This window comes from Halalkalibacterium halodurans, from assembly GCF_005671335.1.
In the GTDB taxonomy this organism is placed as follows: Bacteria; Bacillota; Bacilli; order Bacillales; family Bacillaceae_D; genus Halalkalibacterium; species Halalkalibacterium halodurans.
In genome coordinates this window covers 4,084,684-4,106,527 of the sequence record NZ_CP040441.1, presented here as the reverse complement: position 1 = coordinate 4,106,527, position 21,844 = coordinate 4,084,684, and the positions used below count along the sequence as shown (strand labels likewise).

Genomic DNA, 21,844 nt, shown 5'->3' with positions numbered 1-21,844 from the left:
GAGGACTCCTTTGCACTTAGGCTTGGCACAACACATAAAGGCAATCGTACGTGGCAGGGATACTGTCCTCTGTTCGATAGCGCTGTTCGTAGATCTCCTTCATGAGTTGATAGTACCGTTTCGATAAAGGGCGGGAGGATTGGGAATAGGTCGCGCCCATTTTCTTAACCGTGTGCAAAAATTGTTCAACCGTTGAATAGGATTCAATTGCTTTTTCCTCGTGGATGGTCAACTCGGCAAAAAGTCTCTCCAATGTGCGTTTCCATTCGCTTTTTGAGAGATAATCGAGCCCCCGTCGTTCGTCGATGATTCCGAGCTGTTTAGCTGCAAGCAGGAACGAATCGTGGAGTTCATAAAACGTATCAGGTCCGAAGGTAGAAAATAGGAGGAGGCCAGTTGGTTTTAGCCAAGAACGAAGTTGCGCCACCGTCTCGGTCGGTTTATCTAACCATTGGAAAACGGCGTTAGCGACGATAACATCATACGTCTTAGCTGAAGGCTTTTCTCGTACCATCTTCTCAATGTCCCCTTGGATGAACTGGACGTTTGGATGAAAGGAGACGTTTTTCTCTGCTACCTCGAGCATTTGCTTCGAAAGGTCGACCGCATCGATCGTTGCCTGAGGAAAGGATTTTAAGCATTCACGTGTTAACCAGCCGGTGCCACAGCCGATGTCAAGAATTGCACGGGGCTCGTCTTTTGCATCGCGTCGCTTTTCGTCTAAAAGCTGTACGAGCCGATGAGCCATTTTGCGCTGAACGTGATTCACGCCATCATAGAGGTGAGCGCTTTTACTAAAATGACGCTCGACCGTTTGTTTATCAATAAACATTACCTAGCAACTCCTCCCATGCGCTGATGACAACGGAATCTTGAGTATAGAAGGGAACATGTCCTGCCCCCTCAACGATGATGAGCCGCTTCGATGGCGAAAATAACCCGGAAGCAGGAGAAGGACAGATCGTATCATCACTCCCATGAATCCATGTGATCGGCACTGAAACGGTAGGCCAACCCTGAAGCAATTGGACATTTGCTAAGTAGTCGAGTCCAGCTATTAAACTTTCATTCTGCCAATGATAGAAAGGGTCGCCAGCCTCTAGTGTTTGTAAAAAAGCCTGATCGAGCCCTAGCGATTTTTCCGAATCCGAAAACATTTGCTCGTAAAAGGACGTCAACGTCTCGGTCCGATTCCGTTTAAGTTGACGCGACATGTGGCGAATAACCGCTAACGGGATTCCGCCGGGGTGATGATCTGATTGAGAAAACTGCAATGCACTTGAAAGGAGAAACAATCCTTTTACCCGCGCTTTTCTCAGGGTAGCCGCTTCGACGGCCATCATGCTCCCCATCGACCAACCAGCTAAAATCCACTCTCCTTGGTGACCATCGATTGTATCGAGAACGAGCTGCAGAAAGTCTTCGCGCCTCTGGCATGCACGAAAATCGATGAACATTTCCTCAAGCTCAGCTTTTTGAAAAGGACGACAAAGCTCCTTCCAACGATCGAACGGAATGCTCCAACCCGGTATCCATAATACATTCATGGTGTTAACTCCCTTCGTCCTACGAGTGGCAATCTCTGAAACTGTTCAATCGCCCAGTCAATATCTTCCTCCGTGTGGGAGGCGGTCACTGTTAAGCGAATGCGACCTTCACCGCGAGGAACGGTAGGGGGCCGCACCGGAATCGCTGCTATTCCTGCTGCTTGTAACGATTCACTCACAAGGAGGAGGTCATGGTTGTCGCCAATGAGGACAGGCACGATATAGGATTCACTACCGCATAACGAGAATCCAAGCTGCTCAAGTCCGTTGCGTAGGCGCTCTCCCAGCACCTGAACTTTTTCCCGCCTCCACGGCTGCTCCTGAACGATTTGCAAAGCTGCTAGATGGGATGCGACGATGTAAGGGGGGAGGGCCGTCGTAAAAATAAGGCTGCGTGCATGGTTGAGAAGATACTCGATGAACGGTTTAGCCCCAGCAACGTATCCACCATAGCTACCTAGAGCCTTACTAAACGTTCCCATTTGAATGTCCACGCGATCGTTTAAGCCCAGCTCCTCCACAAGTCCGCCGCCTGTTGCCCCGTACACACCGCCACTGTGAGCTTCATCAACCATTAAAATGGCTCCGTATCGCTCTTTTAGTGTGACAAGATCATGAAGGTTTGCGTGGTCGCCGTCCATGCTAAAGAGGGCGTCTACAACGATAAGCTTCTGTTTATGGGGTGACTTTTGTAGCAGGGTTTCAAGGTGATCCATATCGTTATGCCGGAAGCGAAGATGGTCGGCCCTGCTCAGCTGACAGCCATCAACAATGGAGGCATGGTTTAACTTATCACTAAATACGGCATCCCCGCGCCCTACAATCGAGGAAATAATACCGACATTCGCCATATAACCACTACCAAAAATCAGAGCAGCTTCAGTTTTTTTCCACTTTGACAATTCGTATTCGGCTTCCTCATAAAGAGGGTGGTTGCCGATAATGAAACGGGAAGCAGTCGAGCCGATAGCACAAGCTGAAGCGAGTTGTTCGGTTCTTTCGATGAATTCGTTTGAACCGGCAATTCCTAAATAATTATTGGACGCCAAATTAAGGAGCCTGCTGTTCTCTCGTGTTAACCAAGGGAGTGCTGCCTCGGATGTTGGCACAAGTTGGCGAAACGAGCCCCGCTCTTTTAATCTCGTGAGCTTTTCCTCTAACGTATGTAACCAATCCGTATTCAACTTATGTTCCTCCAATCCGTGGGGAAGTCTCTATTGTTAACTATTTTTAATTAAAGGTTAACATAATAGCGGATCGTCTAGCAAATCAAGTGGTCAATTTAAGAGCTTCTTCATGTGAAAGAAAAGACCCCTGTTATAAGGGATCTTTCATCGTCAAGCCACCGATAATTCGCTCGACTCTTTTTTTCGGTAGATCAATTTACTAAGAGAGACACTAATTTCATAGAGGATAAACAAAGGAACGATGACGAGCACATCAGATAAAAAGTCAGGTGGTGTGATGACGACGGAGAGGATGATTAAAAGAAAATAGGCATACTTTCTTCCTTTCGATAGTTTTTCAGGGGTGAGTACGCCTAGCTTTGTAAGGAACATAATCACTGCTGGCATTTCAAACAAAAAGCCAAATGGCAACGTGAGATGGAGCATGAATTGAAAATACTTCTCTGCCGTAAACATAGTTTCGAATTGGTCGCCGGCTAAATTTGATAAAAACGTAAGAACGAGAGGGAAAAGAACAAAATAGCCAAACGCAATGCCGGCAATAAAAAAGAAGAATAGCCCTGGGATGAAGATTAATGTCGCTTGCCGTTCTCCCTTTGTTAATCCAGGTTGGACAAACTTCCACACTTGATAGGCCGCAATGGGAATCGTCGCCGCGGTAGCCAATACCGCCGCAATTGTCATATAGACCCACAAGATGTCGCCAGGACCAAGGAGGGCTAATTTGCCGTCTAGATCCTTCACTAGATAAAGATAAACGTCTTTAACAAAGATAAGGGTGCTAATCAGAGCGACTATAAAGGTTAGCATGGTGACAATGATTCGTTTCCGCAGTTCGGCTAAATGATCGATAAATGGTCGTTCTTGTTTATCCATCGAATCAGCTCCTCTTAAGGGAAAAGATGCAGACAGATGTCTACATCTTCCCATCGTGATCGAATGTGTGTGCAAAAAGTTATGGTTCTAGCTTTGTCTCTTTTGATTCCTTTGTTCCTTCGCGGGAAGAGCTATCTCCGCTCACGAGGTCGGATGTGGCCCGCTTAAATTCTTTAAGGGTTGTTCCGAACGCTCGTCCGATTTCCGGAAGTTTGGATGGCCCGAAAATGATGAGAGCGATGACCAAAATAAGAATTAATCCTGGGATACCGATGTTCTGAAACAATATAGATCCCTCCAATTCAGATTGAAAACCGATTACACGATGAAGCCGTGGCGCTCCAATGCCGCTGCGGCTAACGGAGACATTCCATGCCTTTCTGCATAGTCCGCCAACTTATCGGATACTTGTGGTCCATATCCAGGTGGTGGGGCAGCATGGCTCATGGCCACTTGACGCGCTGCATTTCTTCGTGCGAACGGCCCCCAAATCGCAAAGGTAATGCCAGGTGTTTGCATGTTGAGGTAGAACGTTTTTCCATCAGGTGAGAATGCAGGTCCGGCAAACTCTGAGTTGTTCAGCCTGTTCTCAGCAAACGTATACACATTTCCTTCAGGCGTCAAACCAATCATCCGATCACGGCCAATGTTGCCGTCCTCTGCAATCCAAAGATCGCCCCATGGCGTAATCGTAATATTATCTGGCATTTCTAAATCGTTATGATCAGAAGATTCATAGAATAGCTCTAACGTATTCGTTGCTGGGAAATAGCGATAAATGCGCCCTAATTTATTTTCACCTGCATTGGTATCATCGAACCAGAAAGCACCGCCTGCGAACCAAGATCCCTCTAAACGACTAAATCGAATGCAGCCTAGATCACGAGCATCTTCCTTTGCGCGCTCAGGGTTCACTTTTTTCCAAACGATGCCGATTTTTTGGCCGCTCGTAAAGTTGCTCGCTTGGTTGTGAGGCAATTCATCAATTGCTGCCGCTTCTAAGATTCCACCTTTTTGTAAGGAACCGAGTGTTTGGCTACGATCGTGAGGGGTAAATCGATAAAAGAAGCTCGGGCTGTTATCTTCAGTTAAGTACCAGATTCCTGTCGAGGGGTCCACATTACAGGCTTCATGGGAAAAGTAACCCATGTCCCGAATCGGTGTTTTCGACATTTCATTTTCAGGTTCATGAGGGTTTACTTCGAACACGAAGCCGTGACCCATGTCCCGTGTTTCTTCACAGGTTAACCAAGTTCCCCAAGTGGATGGACCGCCGGCACAATTTCGAATGTTCCCAGAGTTCGTCACATATTCACGAATAACTTCCCGATTTGGACCGACTACGAGTGCTGTCGTTCCTCCCGCGGCGCCCTTGCTCCACGGATTTTTTCCGTTGACCGGATAGTCGGCGTTTGTCCCATTTTCATGATTACGAACGAGAATCGTCGTGTTTCTCGGCCCTTGGAACGCCGCCATTCCATCGTGCATGGAAGGGACAAGGTCACCGTTGGTCATTCGGTCTCCTGTTCTTGAGAGGATTTTGTATTTGAATCCCTTTGGTAGATCGAGAATTCCGTTCGGGTCTTTTACGAGAGGCCCGAACCCCCCAAACCCACTCGTTGGATTGGAAGAGTTTTTTGCTTGTCCTTCTAAAGAAAAAAGTCCTGTCGAGCCTAATGTTAATGCGAGTGTACTCATTCCGCCTACTTTTAAAAAGTCTCGTCTATTCATCGCACCTTTACCCATCAATATTCCTCCTTCGTTTTTAGTGAAGTGAAAACATTGAAGCCGTCATGGATAATCTATCAAATGAGTTTTAATGAACGATGAACAGAGAATGATGATCGTGTGAAGTTTATGACAGGAAGATAAATATTATTAAGATTAAGAAAATTGAGTATCCTTTACCTGTAGGTCCTATAGATTTTTACATAAAATCACAGATTTGATTGGTTATATGCGGTATTTTCCAACTTTCAGTTCTATCTTTTCGCCTAAAGATTCGATAGGATAAAAGATATAGGAAGGGAGGAAAACCATTGACATTACGAACGAAAATGCTTGTATTAATCTTGGGTTCTGTTTTTATTATTTTTGGGGCTGTTTCCGCCTACAGTATGTATAAGACGAACCAGATTAGTGTACATATGACGAGTGAGTTGATGGAGTCTGAAAATGATCGTCTCGCCTTGGAGGTGCAGCTGGAGGTAGAGTTAGCTTTGGACAGTGCGAGAGCTCTAGCCCACGGATTGCAAGGTCTAAAGGAAAATGATACGGCCAGTAGAGACGAAGTAAACGCCATGCTCACCGCTGTTCTTCGTGAAAATCCAACGTTTATCGGAACTTGGACGATTTGGGAGCCTGACGCATTCGATGGAAAAGATGAGGAGTTTGCCGGGACCGATTTACATGACGCTACTGGTCGATATATTCCTTACTTTTATAGAGGGGATAATGGACAAGTGTTAAGTGAACCGTCCCGTGATTATGACGTTCCGGGGGATGGGGATTATTATTTAGTTCCAAAAGAAGCGGGAAAGGAAGTTGTGCTTGAGCCCTATTTGTATGAAATGAACGGGGAATTGATCATGTTTCTTTCCGTGGCTGTGCCCGTCATCGATAGTGGGGAAACTGTTGGGGTTGTTGGAATCGATCTCTCATTAGATTACATTCAAGATTTTATCAATGACTATACGTTTTTCGACACGGGCTATGGTCTCCTTATATCAAATGAAGGACAGGTCGTTTCCCATCCTCAAGCAGAGAATGTAGGAGGAGACATATCAACGCTCTTACCAGCTTCGATGGTGCAGCGAGTCATGGAGCGGTTAAAACAAGGTGAAGATGCCTCATTTACTGTAGATTCTCTTATCTATGACATGTCTCCTGTACGCCTAGGACAGACGGACACCCCTTGGTCTGTCATGGTCATCGTCCCACAAAAGGAAGTGATGGCAGAGTCGAGACATCTTCTGTTTCTTTTAATTGGCGCTGTATCAGCCGGTTTAATTTTGATCACGATTATCATTGTATTGATCGCAAATAATATCATTAAGCCGATCAAAGCGACAATTGACGTTGGCAATCATCTTGCTCAAGGGGATTTTACAAAAGATATCCCGGAAGCTTATTTACAGCGTCCTGATGAGGTAGGGGATATTGCGAGGAGCTTCAACTCAATGAAGCAAAGTCTCTCAGCTATGATTCACAATGTATTAAAGCATGCAGAACAAGCGGCAGCAGCTTCACAAGAGCTAGCGACCAGTGCGGAAGAAACGAAACAAACGTCCAATCAAATTGCTGTCACAATTAACGAAATTGCTGAAGGGGCGACCGGGCAATCGGAACATGCCGCTTCCATTTTAGAACGGATGAAGACAACGGTTCTTGAAGCTCAAAAAGGTCAACAAGCCTCGATTCACGCATTGGAGTTAGCGAACCAATCGAATCAATCCGCTCTTAAAGGAGAGCAGGTGACAAGGACTACGGTTGAACATTTACAAGAAGTGAACGCACAAGTAAGAACATCGGTGGAATCTGTAAAAAGCCTTGGTGAACGATCAGAGGAGATCGGCAGCATCGTCACCGACATTTCCAGCATTGCCGACCAAACGAACTTGTTAGCGTTGAATGCAGCGATTGAAGCTGCACGAGCAGGGGAGCATGGCAAAGGCTTTGCTGTAGTAGCAGAAGAGGTTCGGAAGCTAGCAGCCCAATCTGCAGAATCGGCTGATAAGATTACGCAGCTCGTAGGGGGCATTCAAGGAGAAACGAAAGAAATCGTTCAGCTGATTGAACAAAACTTAGTCTCCGTTCAAAGACAGATGGAGTATATTCAAGAGGTCGGACGTTCATTGCGTGAGATTGTTCATCATACGGAAGGGACAAAGGAGCAAAGTCAAGACATGAACAGTGTCTTAACACAAGTCTTAAATCATGCCGAAACGGTGCTCTCGTCGATCGAAGAAATTTCGAGTATTATTGAACAATCCGCTGCCTCGGCTGAAGAAGTAGCTGCCGGTGCTGAAGAGCAATCGGCAACGGTGGAAGAAATCACAAATAGCTCTACGAATTTAGCACACATGGCAGAAGAGTTGAACGAAGAGGTTTCAAAATTTAAATTATAGAGGACGAAAAGGCTGTCTCCAACGTCAGAAAAACGGCGTAGAGACAGCCTTTTTTAAGGATAATCAGCGATGTCTAGCGCAAACCCGCCAACCACGAGTACTTCTGGAGAGTGCCCTACGATCGAGCATGATCGGTTCGCAAGCTTACCGTGATTCCTTTATCCCCGTTGGTTCGATCCGGTCGCTACGGGGTTAATTTTGACTTTATTAAGGGACAGTCTTTTTTATTTTCGGTCTCTTAATCGTGTTGCTCAATAACGTTAAGCGCATTATGAAAGAAGGATAGAAAAGCTCCCCTTACTAAAAAACGCTACCCTTAATCTTCAAAGGGTAGCGTGGCTCGTTTAATAGGTGCCGAAATGGATAGGTTCCATATCCTCTGTTAAAAGACGAGTCTCATATCCTTGTTCTACAAGGTAGTCTAGTAGTTTGTCGATGTGCCGAATTGTTGTTTCTGTGTCATGGAACAAAATGACGTGGGACGCTTCATGTGCTTGGTTTTCAAGCTGCTCAATGGTCGTTTCAACGAAGCGCTCGTTACGAAGCTTCCAATCATAACTGTCCACGTTCCAATCCCACAATTTAAACCCATGCTCTTTTAAGATGTTCCGTTGCTCCGTCGTTAGATGCGGGTAGCTCCCATAAGGAGTGCGAATTAAATTTGTTTTCACGCCTGTAACAGATTCAACTGTTTGTTGATTTTCTACCATTTCGTTTAACGGACTTTGCGCCGAGGCGTAAAATCGCTCACGCTGATGAGTTACCCCATGAAGGGCGATGGCATGTCCATCGGCAACGATTTGATTCGCAATATCAGGATATTGCTTCACTTTCGGAGACAGGGTAAAAAAAGTCGCTTTCATCTCGTATTCATTCAACAAGGTTAAGAGTTTCTTCGTAGCAGGTGTTGGCCCATCATCAAAGGTTAAGTACACAATTTTCTTATCATTGGTTCCGTCCTGCTCTCCGGCGTTGCTTTCAGGCTCAGCATCTGTTGGAGAGCCCTGTACTTCCTCGTTTTCCTTTGGCTTCGACTTTACTTCATTGGAGTCAGTCCCTTCCTCAGTCGACTCTGTTTGTGCTGACTCTTGCTCTTTGTCTTTTTGTTCCGCAAGAGCTGTCTCTGATTTTACTTTCGGTTCCTGTGCAGTTGCATCAGGAATGAGGTCACTTGAAGCTGCTTCTCTCGTGATCATTCGATCAAAACTAATAATCGTAGCTACTAGCAAGATCAACATCACAACCGCGAGCTTTCGTTTGTTCTTTTTTCTTCTAGCACGATTAGTTTCTGTCCGACTCTCCACTTGATTTCACCCTTCTACGTTTCTGCTAAACGGTCACTTCATTCTGTCTCTTACTATAGCGGAAACGCAAGAAGAAATCGTTACAAAATAGTTAAAATGACACAATTCTGTAACGAAGACGTTTCACTTAACTAGAATGACTCTATTAAGTATCTTAAAAGAAAAGTGAATTTCCGTAAATAGGTAATATGCGGAATCAACCACGTAGTTTGACACGTTAAGAGAATTTCCCTTTTGGTAATAGATGAATTCTAACTGGAAGTCCTGTTCGAATCGTGGCTTTGGCCACTAAGTTCGAAGGAAATGTCTTTAAAAGAATTCTATCGATCTTTTGGGTTGTTGCTTATTTTCTATTCTCCATTCAAAAAACGCGACTCAAACGAAACATGCTATCATAAAAGAATCAATGGGTAATCGATTGGAAGGGGATCATTTGTCGTGCTATTACCAAAGGATCTAAAGCTAGAAAAGGTATTGGATCAGCTGCCAGTTGGAGTGATGGTGGTTGCTGATGGGGTCGTTACGTATTGTAATGAGCCTGTTCGTAAGCTGCTAACGATGACTTCATTCCATGTGATCGGACGTAACGTGACAGAGTTATTAGACCCCACTCTCCTTGAGCGAATTATGCCAGGAGCAAAAGTAAACATCACAGTAAAAGGAAAACGGTTGCTCGTGTGGAAAGATCAAATCATGCTATCGGGTGACGAGGTTGATCTGTACTTACTAACTCTTGAAGGGGAGACGGATGAGTTTTTACATGTCAATTACCATCAAGTAGAGCTATTAGAAGCGATGATGGAATTTGCTTTCGATGGGCTTGTGATGGTTGATCGAGAAGGTTATATTACCGCGTTATCTACCGATTATGCCTCGTTTCTAGGAGTTAATCAAGAAGAGGCCATCGGCAAACACGTAACAGAAGTAATTGAGAATACGAGAATGCACATTGTTGCCAAAAGCGGTAAAACAGAAGTGGCTGAGCTACAAAAAATTCGCGGAGACTACATGATTGCCACTAGGGTTCCGATTATTAAAAACGGTCAAGTGACAGGTGCTGTAGGTAAAGTATTGTTCAAAAATGTAGGCGGTTTCAATTCCCTTTATAAACGAGTGAATTCCATGGAAAAAGAACTGAAACGGTACAAGGGAGAAATGAAGGAGCTCAACAAAGCCGCCTATCAATTCAGTAACATTATTGGAAGCAGTCCGTTGCTCGTTCAAGCCAAAAAAGAAGCGAAAAAAGCAGCAAAGAGCGACTCCAATGTGTTACTTCTAGGTGAGAGTGGGACCGGTAAAGAGCTATTTGCCCATTCGATCCATAACGAAAGCCGGCGAGCGTTTGGCTCCTTTGTGAAAGTAAACTGTGCGGCAATTCCAGCGGATTTATTAGAGTCGGAGTTATTTGGCTATGAGGAAGGGTCATTTACTGGGGCGATAAAAGGAGGAAAGAAAGGGAAATTTGAGGCCGCAGATGGGGGAACGATTTTTTTAGATGAAATCGGAGAACTGCCGCTACATATGCAGGTGAAATTTTTGCGTGTGCTACAGGAAAAGGAAGTGGAAAAAATCGGGTCATCCACAGGTAAGTCAGTGGATGTGCGCGTCATTGCCGCAACAAACCGTGACTTGGAGAAGATGGTTCAAGCCGGTGAATTTCGTTTGGATCTCTACTATCGGCTAAACGTTATGCCGATTACCGTTCCTTCGCTACGGGATCGCAAGGGGGACATTCCCCGACTTGCCCGCTATTTTTTAGAGAAGTACCGCGAGCGTATGAATATGGTGGCTCGGGACATTCATCCAGAGGCCATACTTGCACTTGAACAATATGAGTGGCCTGGTAACATTCGTGAGTTAGAAAACGTGATCGAACGGGCGGTGAACGTAGCAGAAAATGAAAAGATGATCAGACGTTGCCACCTGCCAGAAAAAATAACAGGGGTACAGTTCAGGTCAGGTGTAAGACCATTAGAACAAGTAATGGAAGAGACTGAGAAGGAAGCCATCTTAAATGCGCTACGGGTGACAAATAACAATCGGACGAAGGCAGCGAACCTTTTGCAAATTAGTCGAACGTCTCTCTACGAAAAAATGAAAAAGCATAGGCTGTCCTAACAGCTCACTTTTGGCCACGCAAAGAGTGCTCTCTTCTGTGTGGTTTTTCGTTATGTTATTGATTGTATGAAATCCCTTACATTTTGTGCGCTTGTTTTCGGAGAATGTGTTCGGAAACCCGAACACATGATGTTTGACCATGGATGCTGTTCGAAAATCCTTACAATTGGTTACGTTCAAAGCTAGCTTTGTAGCACAAACCCTAGAAAGGAAAAGGGGGATAAACTTGGCATGAAGCTTGCAAAGAAAAAAAGTGAAGGGGATTTATGAAAGCGCATTAAAAGTAAGGGGGAGTACGATGAAATCAAAAGTCATGTCAGCCTATGACGCCATTCAGATGATTCCAGATGGAGCGACGATTGCGACCGGTGGGTTTGTTGGGAATGGCCATCCGGAAGCATTAACTGCGGCCGTGGAGGAGCGGTTTATCGAGGAGAGGCATCCGAGAGACGTAACCGTTGTTTATGCGGCAGGTCAAGGAGATGGGAAAATGCGTGGCTTAAATCATTTAGGTCATGAAGGGCTTGTCTCGCGAGTCATTGGTGGCCACTGGGGATTAGCGCCTAAGCTTCAACAGCTGGCGATCGCTAATAAAATCAAAGCCTATAATTTCCCTCAAGGAGTGATCTCTCATCTCTTCCGTGATATTGCAGCGGGAAAGCCTGGTACGATTTCACGAGTCGGTTTAAAAACATTCGTAGACCCACGTATTCAAGGAGGTAAGCTGAACGCTGCTACGACGGAAGATCTTGTGGAAGTGATGACAATAAAAGGCGTAGAGTATCTTTTCTATCACACGTTTCCGATTCATGTAGCATTGATTCGTGGTACGTTTGCTGATGAGCTGGGCAATGTCACCCTCGAAAAAGAAGCGGGAACCCTTGAGATTCTCTCCATCGCGCAAGCTGCAAAAAATTCAGGAGGAATTGTCATTGTGCAAGTGGAACGAATCGTGGAAACAGGGAGTCTTGATCCACGTCTTGTCAAGGTTCCTGGGATTCTTGTAGACGCGATTGTCGTCGCTACCCCAGAGCAACATATGCAAACGTTCTCCGAGCAATATAACCCTGCGTATAGCGGTGAGATCCGTGCAGTCGTCAAGGAGCTCGGCGTCTTGCCAATGGATGAACGAAAAATCATTGCCAGACGTTCCGCCATGGAACTAAAGCCTTATGCCGTAACTAATTTAGGGATCGGCATGCCAGAGGGTGTTTCCATGATTGCCAACGAGGAAGGAATAGGGGCTAAAATCCATCTTACGGTTGAATCAGGTCCGATCGGTGGTATCCCTGCTGGGGGTTTGAGCTTCGGAGCTGCCACAAATCCAGAAGCGATTATTGATCAACCGTATCAGTTTGACTTTTATGATGGCGGAGGGTTGGATGTCGCTTTTCTTGGCCTAGCCCAGCTCGATCGTTTCGGAAACGTGAACGTCAGTAAGTTTGGTACGAAAATCGTTGGAGCTGGTGGATTTATTAACATCACACAAAATGCCAAGAAGGTGGTCTTTTGTGGAACATTTACCGCTGGAGGGCTTGAGGTGGACATTACGGATGGAACTCTCTCCATAAAACAAGAAGGACGAGTTCAAAAATTCGTTCGTGATGTAGAGCAAATTACATTTAGCGGTCCATTCGCATCGGAAAGCAAACAAACGGTTCTTTACATTACCGAACGGGCGGTTTTTGAATTGACGGAAAATGGTATCGCGCTTATAGAAATTGCTCCTGGTATTGATGTACAAAAGGATATTTTAGATCAAATGGGGTTTGAGCCGATCATCGCAAGCCCGTTAAAGCCAATGGATCAACGTATTTTTAGGCTTGGGGCCATGGGTCTTACATTTGCAAGCGGAGGCGCACTCGTCGCTCAATAATCGGGAGGGGGAGAGAATATGCTCGGTATTGTTTTAGGTCTTGTGATCTTAATGGTTCTTGCTTATCGAGGCTGGTCGATTATTTGGGTCGCTCCGATTGCTGCAGGGGTTGTTGCCTTGTTCGGCGGACTTGATCTGTTACCTGCGTACACAGATACGTACATGGAGGGGTTTGTGAACTTTGCAAAACAGTGGTTTCCGGTATTTATGCTTGGTGCGATTTTCGGAAAATTGATGGAGGATACGGGTGCCGCCCGTTCCGTGGCTTCAGCAATCACGAAGCTCATCGGGACGAAACGAGCTATTCTAGGGGTCATGCTTGGGTGTGCAGTGCTCACCTATGGTGGGATTAGCTTGTTTGTCGTTGTGTTTGCCATGTATCCGCTGGCTCTAGCTCTGTTTCGTGAAGCCAATATTTCAAGAAGGCTGATTCCAGGAACGATCGCTCTCGGTGCCTTCACCTTTACGATGACAGCCGTTCCAGGAACCCCGCAAATTCAAAACTTAATTCCAACAAGCTATTATGGAACGAACGCTATGGCAGCACCAATGATGGGAGTCATCGCTGCCTTAATTATGGGAATTGGTGGCTATACGTACCTTGTTTGGCGAGAGAAAAAGCTGAAAGAGGCTGGGGAGTTTTTTACTGAACCGAAAAATGGAGAAAAAGAAGAGGAAGGGGAGAAAGTGCCGAATCCATGGTTATCCTTCTTGCCTCTCGTTTCCGTCATTGTGACGCTCAATCTCCTACAATGGGATATCGTCCTTGCCTTAATTTCCGGTATTGTCCTCATCATGCTCTTAAATGTCGGGAAGGTAAAAGGATTTATTCAATCGATGAACCAAGGGGCAGGCGGCTCTGTTTTAGCGATTATTAACACAAGTGCTGCAGTCGGTTTTGGTTCAGTTGTACGTGCTGTACCTGGTTTTGAACGATTAACGGAATTATTGCTCGGCATTCAAGGAAGTCCGCTCATCTCGCAAGCAGTGGCGATTAACGTATTAGCAGGGGCGACTGGCTCGGCATCTGGAGGGATGGGGATTGCCCTTGAAGCTCTTGGCGATCGCTACATGCAGCTAGCGATGGAGACAGGGATGAGTCCAGAAGCATTCCACCGAGTGGCCTCCATTGCATCTGGTGGATTGGATACACTCCCACACAATGGGGCGGTCCTTACACTTCTCGCCATTACGGGGCTTTCACACAAAGAATCGTACAAAGATATTTTTGTTGTCGGATGCGTGATCCCGATTGTGAGCGTAGCGTTTGCGATTGTATTAGGCACGATCGGATTGATTTAGCTTTTTGTTGAAGGAGGAATAGGATATGCGACTTAACGGAAAGGTAGCAATGATTACAGGAGCTGGCCGAGGGATAGGGGCAGCAACGGCTAAAAAATTTGCTAGAGAAGGGGCAAAAGTGATCGTTTGTGATGTGCGGGAAGAAGAGGTGGCAAAGACGGTGGCCGAAATTCAAGACGGAGGTGGTGAGGCGTTAGGATCGGTCGTTGATGTTACGCAACGCAAGGATGTGAAAAACGTTATAAATCAAGTGATTGAGCGATTTGAGACGCTAGATGTGGTCGTGAACAATGCGGGAATCACAGCCGATGCCCAGTTATCGAACATGACTGATGCTCAGTGGGACGATGTGATCGATGTTAACTTAAAAGGGGTGTTTATTGTTACACAAGAGGTGACGACCATTATGAAAGAGCAGAAACGAGGGGTCATTTTAAACGCCTCATCCGTTGTAGGCTCTTACGGAAACTTTGGCCAGACGAATTATGCCGCTTCCAAATGGGGAGTGAATGGGATGACGAAAACGTGGGCGAAAGAGCTCGGCCGTTATAACATTCGTGTCAATGCTGTGGCACCAGGATTCATTCTCACACCGATGACAGAAAAGATGCCAGAAAAAGTATTAAAGGTGATGGAAGAAAAAGCGGTACTCAACCGACTAGGCACAGTAGAGGAAGTGGCGAACGGCTATGCCTTTCTTGCATCCGATGAAGCGTCGTTTATTACAGGAACGATTTTGGCCATCGATGGCGGTGTCGTTATATAGGTTGAATGGAACCCGTTGGATTATGGTATCCTGCGGGTTTTTACGATTGCCCATGAACAAGCGCATAATGGAAGACCATTGAACTCATGCTAATAAAGAAGTAAAAAAGGCAATGGACATACCGCCTGAAGTGGGAGGTCTTTATGGAATCAAAGGAGCTTTGGAAAAATCCTGTCTTTTATTTGTCGGCATCCTTTATCTTGCTCTTGGTCCTATTAGGAGTCACGATGCCGAGTCGTTTCGGTGCGGCAGCGAGTGCCCTGTTTGATTTAACCGCTATCAACTTCGGCTGGTTTTATTTATTTTCTGTTTTTATCCTTATTGTGTTTTTGCTCTTTTTGGCTGTAAGCAAATATGGTTTGATCCGGCTTGGCGGCGAGGACGAACGACCAGAATTTCCGTTTTTCACATGGATTGGTATGCTGTTTTCAGCAGGATTCGGAGTCGGACTCGTGTTTTGGGGCGTAGCTGAGCCGATGAGTCATTTTTTTACCCCGCCTTTTCAGACGGTGGACGGTCAGACAGAAGCGGCGGCACGTGTGGCGATGGGCTATTCTTTTTTCCATTGGGGCATTAGTCAATGGTCGGTCTTTGCGATCGTCGGATTAGTGATCGCGTTTTTGCAATTTCGTAAGAATAAGGATGGGCTTGTTTCTACTGCCTTAGCACCTGCTGTTGGGCAAAGACCTGCTGTTAGACATACTATCGATTGTCTTGCTATCATTGCCACAGTTTTAGGGATTGCCACATCACTAGGACTCGGAATTCTTCAAGTAAATGGTGGCCTTCACGCTGTTTTTGGAGTAGGTAACGCCACTTGGATACAAATGGTGATCATTGGCGTCATTTTTGTTGCTTACATGCTTTCTTCAACGACTGGACTTAATAAAGGAATTCGTTATTTAAGTAATTTGAATTTAGGTCTTGCTCTTTTGTTGCTTTTGTTTGCTTTGTTTCTAGGACCGACCCGCTTTATATTAGAATCGTTTACCTTGGCCATAGGCGATTACATTTCTAATTTTATTCAATACAGTTTGCGAATGGAGCCATATGTTGGCGGAACATGGGTGAGAGACTGGACCATTTTCTACTGGGCTTGGGCGATTGCTTGGTCTCCGTATGTAGGTGCCTTCGTGGCAAGAGTGTCCCGAGGACGAACGATTCGCGAGTTCATTATTGGTGTGATGATCGTTCCTCCATTGATTGCGTGCCTTTGGATTGCTACTTTTGGCGGAACAGCTTAGTGGAGCGATTTAAATGTACAAGCAGGAATTGCTGATGTTGTAAATGAAGACTTGACGTTAGCTTTGTTTCAAACGTATGAGTTTTTACCATTGACGACGGTCGCTTCAATTGTGTCCCTTTTTCTTATCGTGACCTTTTTAGTGACGTCGGCAGACTCGGCCACCTTCATTTTAGCGAGTATGAGCTCCTTTGGAAGGACGAATCCACCACGCCTAGCAAAGATGACATGGGGGGTGCTCATGTCAGCCATTGCCGCAGCACTTCTTTATGCAGGCGGATTAGACGCGTTACAAACGGCTTCGCTCGTAGCTGCGTTACCGTTTACGATCATTTTGCTCATTCTCCTTTATGCGATCGTGAAGCTGCTCCGTCAAGAGCCTCTCCCAATCCGTAAGGCCGACTTAAAACGTTTTCGCCGTTTAGAGAAAGCTGCTAACAAAAAGGAGAAATAGCCAGTACCAACGTGTCGTTAGTGCTGGCTTGCTTTACTTTTCATTTAACTAATTAATAAGACTCCGGCATCGAAGCTTGGCGACAATCCCAGTTCTTCTACTTAGTAAAGACCGTATAACCAGACATGTCTAGTGCAGGGCACCGAGTACGAGGCGACTTCCGATAGCCGAGTTCTCAAGCAGTTGTTCTGTAGAGTCACTATGTTTTTAAGTGGGCAAGCATCCAATAAGACAGCACAATGTGCCATAATGTGAGGGAGGAATGTTATGAGGGGGGAAGCTGGTGAAAGTCTTAACGATTCGCCGCTTAGAAAAGGCGGAGCAAAATAAGGTGTGGTTTACATCAATTGATTTGGAATTACAGCCTGGAGAGGCAAAAGCCATTCATTGTGAACGGGATATCGGAACGTATGTTCTTTCGATTTTGATTGGGCAGACGGCAGCAACTAATGGAGAGATTGACTACTTCGGACAGTCATTCAACGGAGAATGGGCCAAGGTGCGTAATCGAATGGGCGTTGTGTTTTTAGATGATCCACCTTATGAAAGGCTAACCCCGTCAGCTTATCTTCAATTTTTTCAACGTTTGTACGGAAAGGAAGCTGACGTGACCGAGCTGCTCCGACAGGTTCATTTACTTGATAAACAAAAGGTGAAAATAAAAAAGCTATCATACTCAGAAAAGAGAAGACTTGCCTTTGCAAAAGCCATTGTCCATGATCCTGAGCTCGTAATTTTAGAGGAGCCTGACCAAAACATCGATTTAGAAAGTAAACGAATTTTATCAAAGTGGATTCGGTCATTGGTTGAAGCCAATCGATCGGTTTTAGTCATTACGAGCAACTTGGAAAGTGCGATTTCAATGACCGACTATGTTTATCGATTAAATGAAAATGGCCTCAAACTAGTAGAAGTAATCGACGGGAGGAATCAAACTCAAAATGAGACTTCCGTTGATCCAACGGATGTGACAAGGCCTTTCCAGCTGGAGCGTATTCCAGCAAAAGTCAATGAAAAAATGATTCTATTTGATCCGACTGAAATTGATTATATTGAAAGCCATGAAGGCTTCGCAAACTTGCATGTAAAAGGACAGGTTTTCCTATGTACAATGACGTTAAATGAACTTGATGGAAGACTAAAGCCGTTCGGTTTTTTTCGGTGTCACCGTTCCTACCTTGTGAATTTACAAAAGGTACGTGAAGTGATGACCTGGTCGCGAAACAGTTATAGTTTAATTCTTGACACAGCTCAGCACGATTCGATTCCGTTGTCAAAGGGGAGGTTAGCAGAATTAAAGCAATTGATCGGAATTTCATGAATTATTTCCTCGGAAATTGTTGTTTTTTCTGTTCTCCATTGATCAGATAAAAAGCTTTATTCAACCGAGTTCTCTCTCCTTTTACCTTGAAAATACTGCACCTTCGTCGCGCTCTAGCTACACTGAAGGAGCAAGAAGGGAAAGGAGACTGAGGATGGAACATGTCATTGAAGTAAAGCACTTGAGAAAAACGTTTGATGGTAAAGAAGCATTAAAAGATGTCTCATTTTCAATTAAAAGAGGGGAGACGTTTGGCTTTTTAGGAACGAGTGGCGCTGGAAAAACGACAACGATAAAAATTTTAACAGGTCAGGTCCACTCCTTCGATGGAGAGGTTGCTTTGTTCGGCAAGCCCGTGCACAGACTCAAACGGAAAACATTTATGAATCAAATTGGGGTTTTAACAGATAATAGTGGCCTTTATGAGCGGCTAACAGTTCAAGATAACCTCTCCATGTATTGCAAGCTCTATTCCGTACCTGAACGACGAATCCATGATGTTTTAGCCGAGGTCGGTTTACGTGATGAGAGAACAAAAATCGTCAGCAAGCTGTCGAAAGGAATGAAGCAACGTGTCATTTTAGCGCGAGCGATGCTCCATAAACCAGATTTACTATTTTTAGATGAGCCGACCTCCGCCTTAGATCCAGCAAGTTCTCATATGATTCACGATAGCTTGCGCCGTTTGAACCGTGAGGGAACGACGATCTTTTTAACGACGCATGATATGCTGGAAGCGGAAAAAATCTGTGATAGGGTAGCGTTCCTCGACCAAGGAAAGATTCGAGTCATGGATACTCCAGAGCAGCTGCGATTAACCTACGCTGATTCAACCATTACGCTTCTGCTAAAAGGGGGGCGTCGGGAGATTGTAGAGAACAATCTAGACGGGGCGAACACCATTTCACAGGTGATGAAAAATGGGGAATTGCTCTCCATTCATTCCAATGAACCCACTTTAGGCGATGTTTTCTTGCGGGTAACGGGAAAGGAGCTTATGTAGCATGACTGGATCGATCAGGAGAATTCAAGCAATCTTTATTAAGGATTGGCAAGATTTTTTGAAGAATCAATATATGTTGTTTACGGCACTGTTGCCCCTCCTAACGGCGGCATGGATTAAAAGGGCAGGCGATGGCAGTATTGAAATTATGATTTGGCCGATTACTCTGGCGTTCGTCGTTGCAGGCTCCTTTTTGCAAGCAGGGACCATTGCTGAAGAAAAAGAAAAGAACACCTTACGAAATTTGCTGTTAACCCCTGTAAGTACAACTGAAATCTTTATAGCTAAAAGCTTGCTGTCATCCCTTTTGACCATTGGGATTGTGGTTGTCGTTATTTACCTTAGTGGTTTTTCTCTTCCACCGTCTTTGCCGCTATTTTTCTTAGCCATTCTTATTAGCTTAATGATATATGTGGCGATTGGAACCATTTTAGGGCTGTTATCGCGTACGGTCATTGAAACATCCGTCGTTGGGATGCCAGTGCTCATTTTGTTTGGAATGGGTACCATGATAAAGCAAGCAATAGACCTCCCAGTTTTATCGAGGGTCATAGAGTATCTTCCGAATGAGTCACTTATACAAATTACCACTGGTTTAGAAGAAGGCGTACCTTTCTCGGCAATCAGCTCTCACTTTTTTATTCTGCTCGTGTGGATGATCGTTTCGATTGTTGTCACTGTTTATATTTATGGAAAACGTCGGTTTGATTAAACGAGCTCGAGGTCTCTCTATTTTTACAAAAGTAGAGCGGCTTTTTTTCTTTTTTGCTGTCATTTGAACTTGTAGAACATGATTCTGAATCCCCTGGCTTGTCGCGATTTCTACCGTTGAAAACATAATCTTCCGCTAGCAGTAAGCTCATTTGCTTGTAAACTTTTACTATTAACTCTATAATTGAGAATGAATATCAATGAGGGTTTTAGTAAAAGGTTAGGGGGAAGTGCTTTGATCGCTCGATTTTTTTCTTACTACAAACCATATAAAGGTTTGTTTTTTCTTGATTTCTTTTGTGCGGTATTTGTTGGAATCTTAGAGCTGGCATTTCCGTTAGCAGTCAATCAAGTGATCGATCGTCTGTTACCAGAAGGGAACTGGCAGATTATTTTTTGGGCGTGTGTCGGTTTGCTTTTTGTGTATTTGCTAAACACGGTTATGCAATATGTCGTTACTTATTGGGGGCATAAGCTAGGGATCAACATTGAGTCTGATATGAGAAAAAAGCTGTTTGAGCACATGCAAAAGCTATCATTTGGCTATTATGACAACAATAAGACAGGTCATTCCATTTCGAGACTTACAAAGGATTTGGAGGAGATTGGCGAGGTGGCTCACCACGGTCCCGAAGACGTGTTCGTCGCGATTATGACACTCGTTGGTGCCTTTGCGATTATGCTGTCGATTCATTGGCAGCTGGCGGTCGCTCTTTTCTGCGTTGTACCTTTCATTATCATTTTTGCGGTTTACTTTAATAAAAAAATGACGACAACTTTTCGCCGTATGTTTCAAGATGTAGGCGATATTAATGCACGGGTCGAGGATAGCATTGGGGGAATTAGGGTCGTTCAAGCTTTTGCGAATGAGCGCTATGAACAGGCTCAATTTGCGAAAAACAATCAGCGTTATCGGAAAACAAAGCTCGCATCCTATAAAATTATGGCGCAAAACGTAATGGCGAACTATGTGTTGATGCGCTCGATTACGCTGCTCACTCTGCTAGTCGGAACGTGGTTTGTCATCTCTGGAAGCTTGACATATGGAGAGTTTGTCGCCTTTATTTTATTATCGAACATTCTGATTCAGCCGGTCCAAAAAATTAATGCCGTCATTGAAAGTTATCCTAAAGGGATTGCTGGATTTAAGCGATATACAGAAATTCTCGATACCGAACCGGATATTGAAGATGCTCCTGGAGCGAAAGAATGGAACATTCAGGGGAACATCCAATATGAAGGGGTCACGTTTGGTTATGACGGGATGGACGATGTGCTAAAAAATATTGATCTTACCATTCGTGCAGGTGAAACAGTAGCGTTTGTCGGCCCTTCTGGAGCTGGGAAAACGACGCTATGTAGCTTGCTGCCTCGTTTTTATGAGGTGAAGGACGGAAGGATTGTAGTTGATGGGCTCGACATTCGTGAAATGAAACTCGAGAGTTTGCGCAATCAAATTGGGATTGTGCAGCAAGATGTCTTCTTATTTTCAGGAACGGTGAAAGAGAACATTGCCTATGGCAACCTTCAAGCAACGGATGATGAAATTATGGAGGCTGCTCGCAAGGCGAAGTTGGATGATTTTATCCTAAGCCAGCCAGATGGTCTGGAAACGGTCATCGGTGAGCGAGGAGTCAAACTATCAGGGGGACAGAAACAGCGGCTATCGATTGCTCGAATGTTCCTAAAAAATCCACCTATTTTAATTTTAGATGAAGCTACTTCCGCCCTTGATACAGAGACGGAGCTCGCGATTCAGCAGTCGCTATCAGAATTAAGCAAAGGCAGAACGACGCTCGTCATTGCACACCGTCTGGCAACGATTAAAAATGCTGATCGAATCATCGTGGTCACGAAAGAAGGTATTGCAGAGCAAGGAAGCCATGAGCAATTGCTACAAACAGGTGGAATTTATGCTCGTTTGCACCGCGCCCAATTTGGAGAATTCCTTGTTCGAGCACAAGTATAAGGCAAAAAGAGAGAAGCTGACCGGGGGGACTGGACTGGTA

General features: G+C 44.9%; 16 protein-coding genes and 1 pseudogene. 10 read left to right on the top strand and 7 right to left on the bottom strand.

Going from position 1 to position 21,844, the window contains the following annotated elements; all coding sequences use genetic code 11:
- Nucleotides 1-16 precede the first annotated feature (16 nt).
- The 6 genes from bioC to FED51_RS19930 form a co-directional block, all read right to left on the bottom strand.
- Complete coding sequence (gene bioC / locus FED51_RS19955; protein WP_053430045.1) at nucleotides 17-832, bottom strand: malonyl-ACP O-methyltransferase BioC; 816 nt, start codon at nucleotides 830-832, stop codon at nucleotides 17-19.
- On the bottom strand, nucleotides 822-1,547 hold the full coding sequence (locus tag FED51_RS19950; protein ID WP_053430044.1) for an alpha/beta fold hydrolase: 726 nt from the start codon (nucleotides 1,545-1,547) through the stop codon (nucleotides 822-824). Before FED51_RS19950 ends, bioC begins: the two co-directional genes overlap by 11 nt.
- Nucleotides 1,544-2,731: an 8-amino-7-oxononanoate synthase gene (gene bioF, locus FED51_RS19945; protein WP_053430043.1), complete on the bottom strand. Its 1,188-nt coding sequence runs from the start codon at nucleotides 2,729-2,731 to the stop codon at nucleotides 1,544-1,546. Before bioF ends, FED51_RS19950 begins: the two co-directional genes overlap by 4 nt.
- Before the next feature lie 153 nt (nucleotides 2,732-2,884).
- Nucleotides 2,885-3,610 carry a twin-arginine translocase subunit TatC gene (tatC, locus tag FED51_RS19940; RefSeq protein WP_053430042.1) on the bottom strand — a complete coding sequence of 242 codons (726 nt, stop codon included), beginning with the start codon at nucleotides 3,608-3,610 and terminating at the stop codon, nucleotides 2,885-2,887.
- Nucleotides 3,611-3,689: 79 nt separating this feature from the next.
- Nucleotides 3,690-3,896, bottom strand: a complete 207-nt coding sequence (gene tatA / locus FED51_RS19935; RefSeq protein WP_053430041.1) for a twin-arginine translocase TatA/TatE family subunit — start codon at nucleotides 3,894-3,896, stop codon at nucleotides 3,690-3,692.
- Between the two features lie 32 nt (nucleotides 3,897-3,928).
- Complete coding sequence (locus tag FED51_RS19930; RefSeq protein WP_053430040.1) at nucleotides 3,929-5,356, bottom strand: alkaline phosphatase PhoX; 1,428 nt, start codon at nucleotides 5,354-5,356, stop codon at nucleotides 3,929-3,931.
- Nucleotides 5,357-5,649: 293 nt separating this feature from the next.
- Here FED51_RS19930 and FED51_RS19925 point away from each other — a divergent pair, with 293 nt between their 5' ends.
- Nucleotides 5,650-7,737: a methyl-accepting chemotaxis protein gene (locus tag FED51_RS19925; RefSeq protein ID WP_010900028.1), complete on the top strand. Its 2,088-nt coding sequence runs from the start codon at nucleotides 5,650-5,652 to the stop codon at nucleotides 7,735-7,737.
- Nucleotides 7,738-8,081: 344 nt separating this feature from the next.
- Here the strand turns inward: FED51_RS19925 and FED51_RS19920 are convergent, their stop codons facing one another.
- Nucleotides 8,082-9,041, bottom strand: a complete 960-nt coding sequence (locus FED51_RS19920; RefSeq protein ID WP_053430039.1) for a polysaccharide deacetylase family protein — start codon at nucleotides 9,039-9,041, stop codon at nucleotides 8,082-8,084.
- A gap of 438 nt (nucleotides 9,042-9,479) precedes the next feature.
- On the opposite strand from FED51_RS19920, the gene FED51_RS19915 reads away from it, so the two are divergent.
- The 9 genes and pseudogenes from FED51_RS19915 to FED51_RS19875 all read left to right on the top strand — a co-directional run bounded on the left by FED51_RS19915 (nucleotide 9,480) and on the right by FED51_RS19875 (nucleotide 21,804).
- Entirely contained in the window at nucleotides 9,480-11,159 is a 1,680-nt protein-coding gene (locus FED51_RS19915) for a sigma-54 interaction domain-containing protein (RefSeq protein WP_083445430.1), read from the top strand.
- A gap of 298 nt (nucleotides 11,160-11,457) precedes the next feature.
- Nucleotides 11,458-13,035 (top strand): acyl CoA:acetate/3-ketoacid CoA transferase, encoded by a 1,578-nt coding sequence (locus tag FED51_RS19910; RefSeq protein WP_138090978.1) that lies wholly within the window; start codon nucleotides 11,458-11,460, stop codon nucleotides 13,033-13,035.
- A gap of 18 nt (nucleotides 13,036-13,053) precedes the next feature.
- Nucleotides 13,054-14,337 (top strand): GntP family permease, encoded by a 1,284-nt coding sequence (locus tag FED51_RS19905; protein ID WP_010900022.1) that lies wholly within the window; start codon nucleotides 13,054-13,056, stop codon nucleotides 14,335-14,337.
- A 25-nt stretch (nucleotides 14,338-14,362) separates the two neighbouring features.
- A complete protein-coding gene (fabG, locus tag FED51_RS19900) occupies nucleotides 14,363-15,103 on the top strand; it encodes a 3-oxoacyl-[acyl-carrier-protein] reductase (protein ID WP_053430037.1) in 741 nt (246 codons plus the stop codon).
- 143 nt (nucleotides 15,104-15,246) lie between these two features.
- Nucleotides 15,247-16,800 (top strand): annotated as a pseudogene (locus tag FED51_RS19895) (BCCT family transporter).
- A gap of 283 nt (nucleotides 16,801-17,083) precedes the next feature.
- Nucleotides 17,084-18,121 carry a LytTR family transcriptional regulator DNA-binding domain-containing protein gene (locus FED51_RS19890; protein ID WP_053430036.1) on the top strand — a complete coding sequence of 346 codons (1,038 nt, stop codon included), beginning with the start codon at nucleotides 17,084-17,086 and terminating at the stop codon, nucleotides 18,119-18,121.
- A gap of 154 nt (nucleotides 18,122-18,275) precedes the next feature.
- Nucleotides 18,276-19,124: an ABC transporter ATP-binding protein gene (locus FED51_RS19885; protein WP_053430035.1), complete on the top strand. Its 849-nt coding sequence runs from the start codon at nucleotides 18,276-18,278 to the stop codon at nucleotides 19,122-19,124.
- Between the two features lies 1 nt (nucleotide 19,125).
- A complete protein-coding gene (locus FED51_RS19880; RefSeq protein WP_010900017.1) occupies nucleotides 19,126-19,836 on the top strand; it encodes an ABC transporter permease in 711 nt (236 codons plus the stop codon).
- 234 nt (nucleotides 19,837-20,070) lie between these two features.
- Nucleotides 20,071-21,804, top strand: coding sequence for an ABC transporter ATP-binding protein (locus tag FED51_RS19875; protein WP_053430034.1), 1,734 nt, complete (start codon nucleotides 20,071-20,073; stop codon nucleotides 21,802-21,804).
- Nucleotides 21,805-21,844 lie beyond the last annotated feature (40 nt).

Excerpts from the sequence above, each read along its gene's own strand:
- FED51_RS19880 (WP_010900017.1), top strand. The coding sequence starts at position 19,126 with ATGACTGGATCGATCAGGAGAATTCAAGCAATCTTTATTAAGGATTGG.
- FED51_RS19885 (WP_053430035.1), top strand. The coding sequence starts at position 18,276 with ATGGAACATGTCATTGAAGTAAAGCACTTGAGAAAAACGTTTGATGGT.
- FED51_RS19905 (WP_010900022.1), top strand. The coding sequence starts at position 13,054 with ATGCTCGGTATTGTTTTAGGTCTTGTGATCTTAATGGTTCTTGCTTAT.
- FED51_RS19950 (WP_053430044.1), bottom strand. The coding sequence starts at position 1,547 with ATGAATGTATTATGGATACCGGGTTGGAGCATTCCGTTCGATCGTTGG.
- tatC (WP_053430042.1), bottom strand. The coding sequence starts at position 3,610 with ATGGATAAACAAGAACGACCATTTATCGATCATTTAGCCGAACTGCGG.
- bioC (WP_053430045.1), bottom strand. The coding sequence starts at position 832 with ATGTTTATTGATAAACAAACGGTCGAGCGTCATTTTAGTAAAAGCGCT.
- FED51_RS19930 (WP_053430040.1), bottom strand. The coding sequence starts at position 5,356 with ATGGGTAAAGGTGCGATGAATAGACGAGACTTTTTAAAAGTAGGCGGA.
- fabG (WP_053430037.1), top strand. The coding sequence starts at position 14,363 with ATGCGACTTAACGGAAAGGTAGCAATGATTACAGGAGCTGGCCGAGGG.
- FED51_RS19910 (WP_138090978.1), top strand. The coding sequence starts at position 11,458 with ATGAAATCAAAAGTCATGTCAGCCTATGACGCCATTCAGATGATTCCA.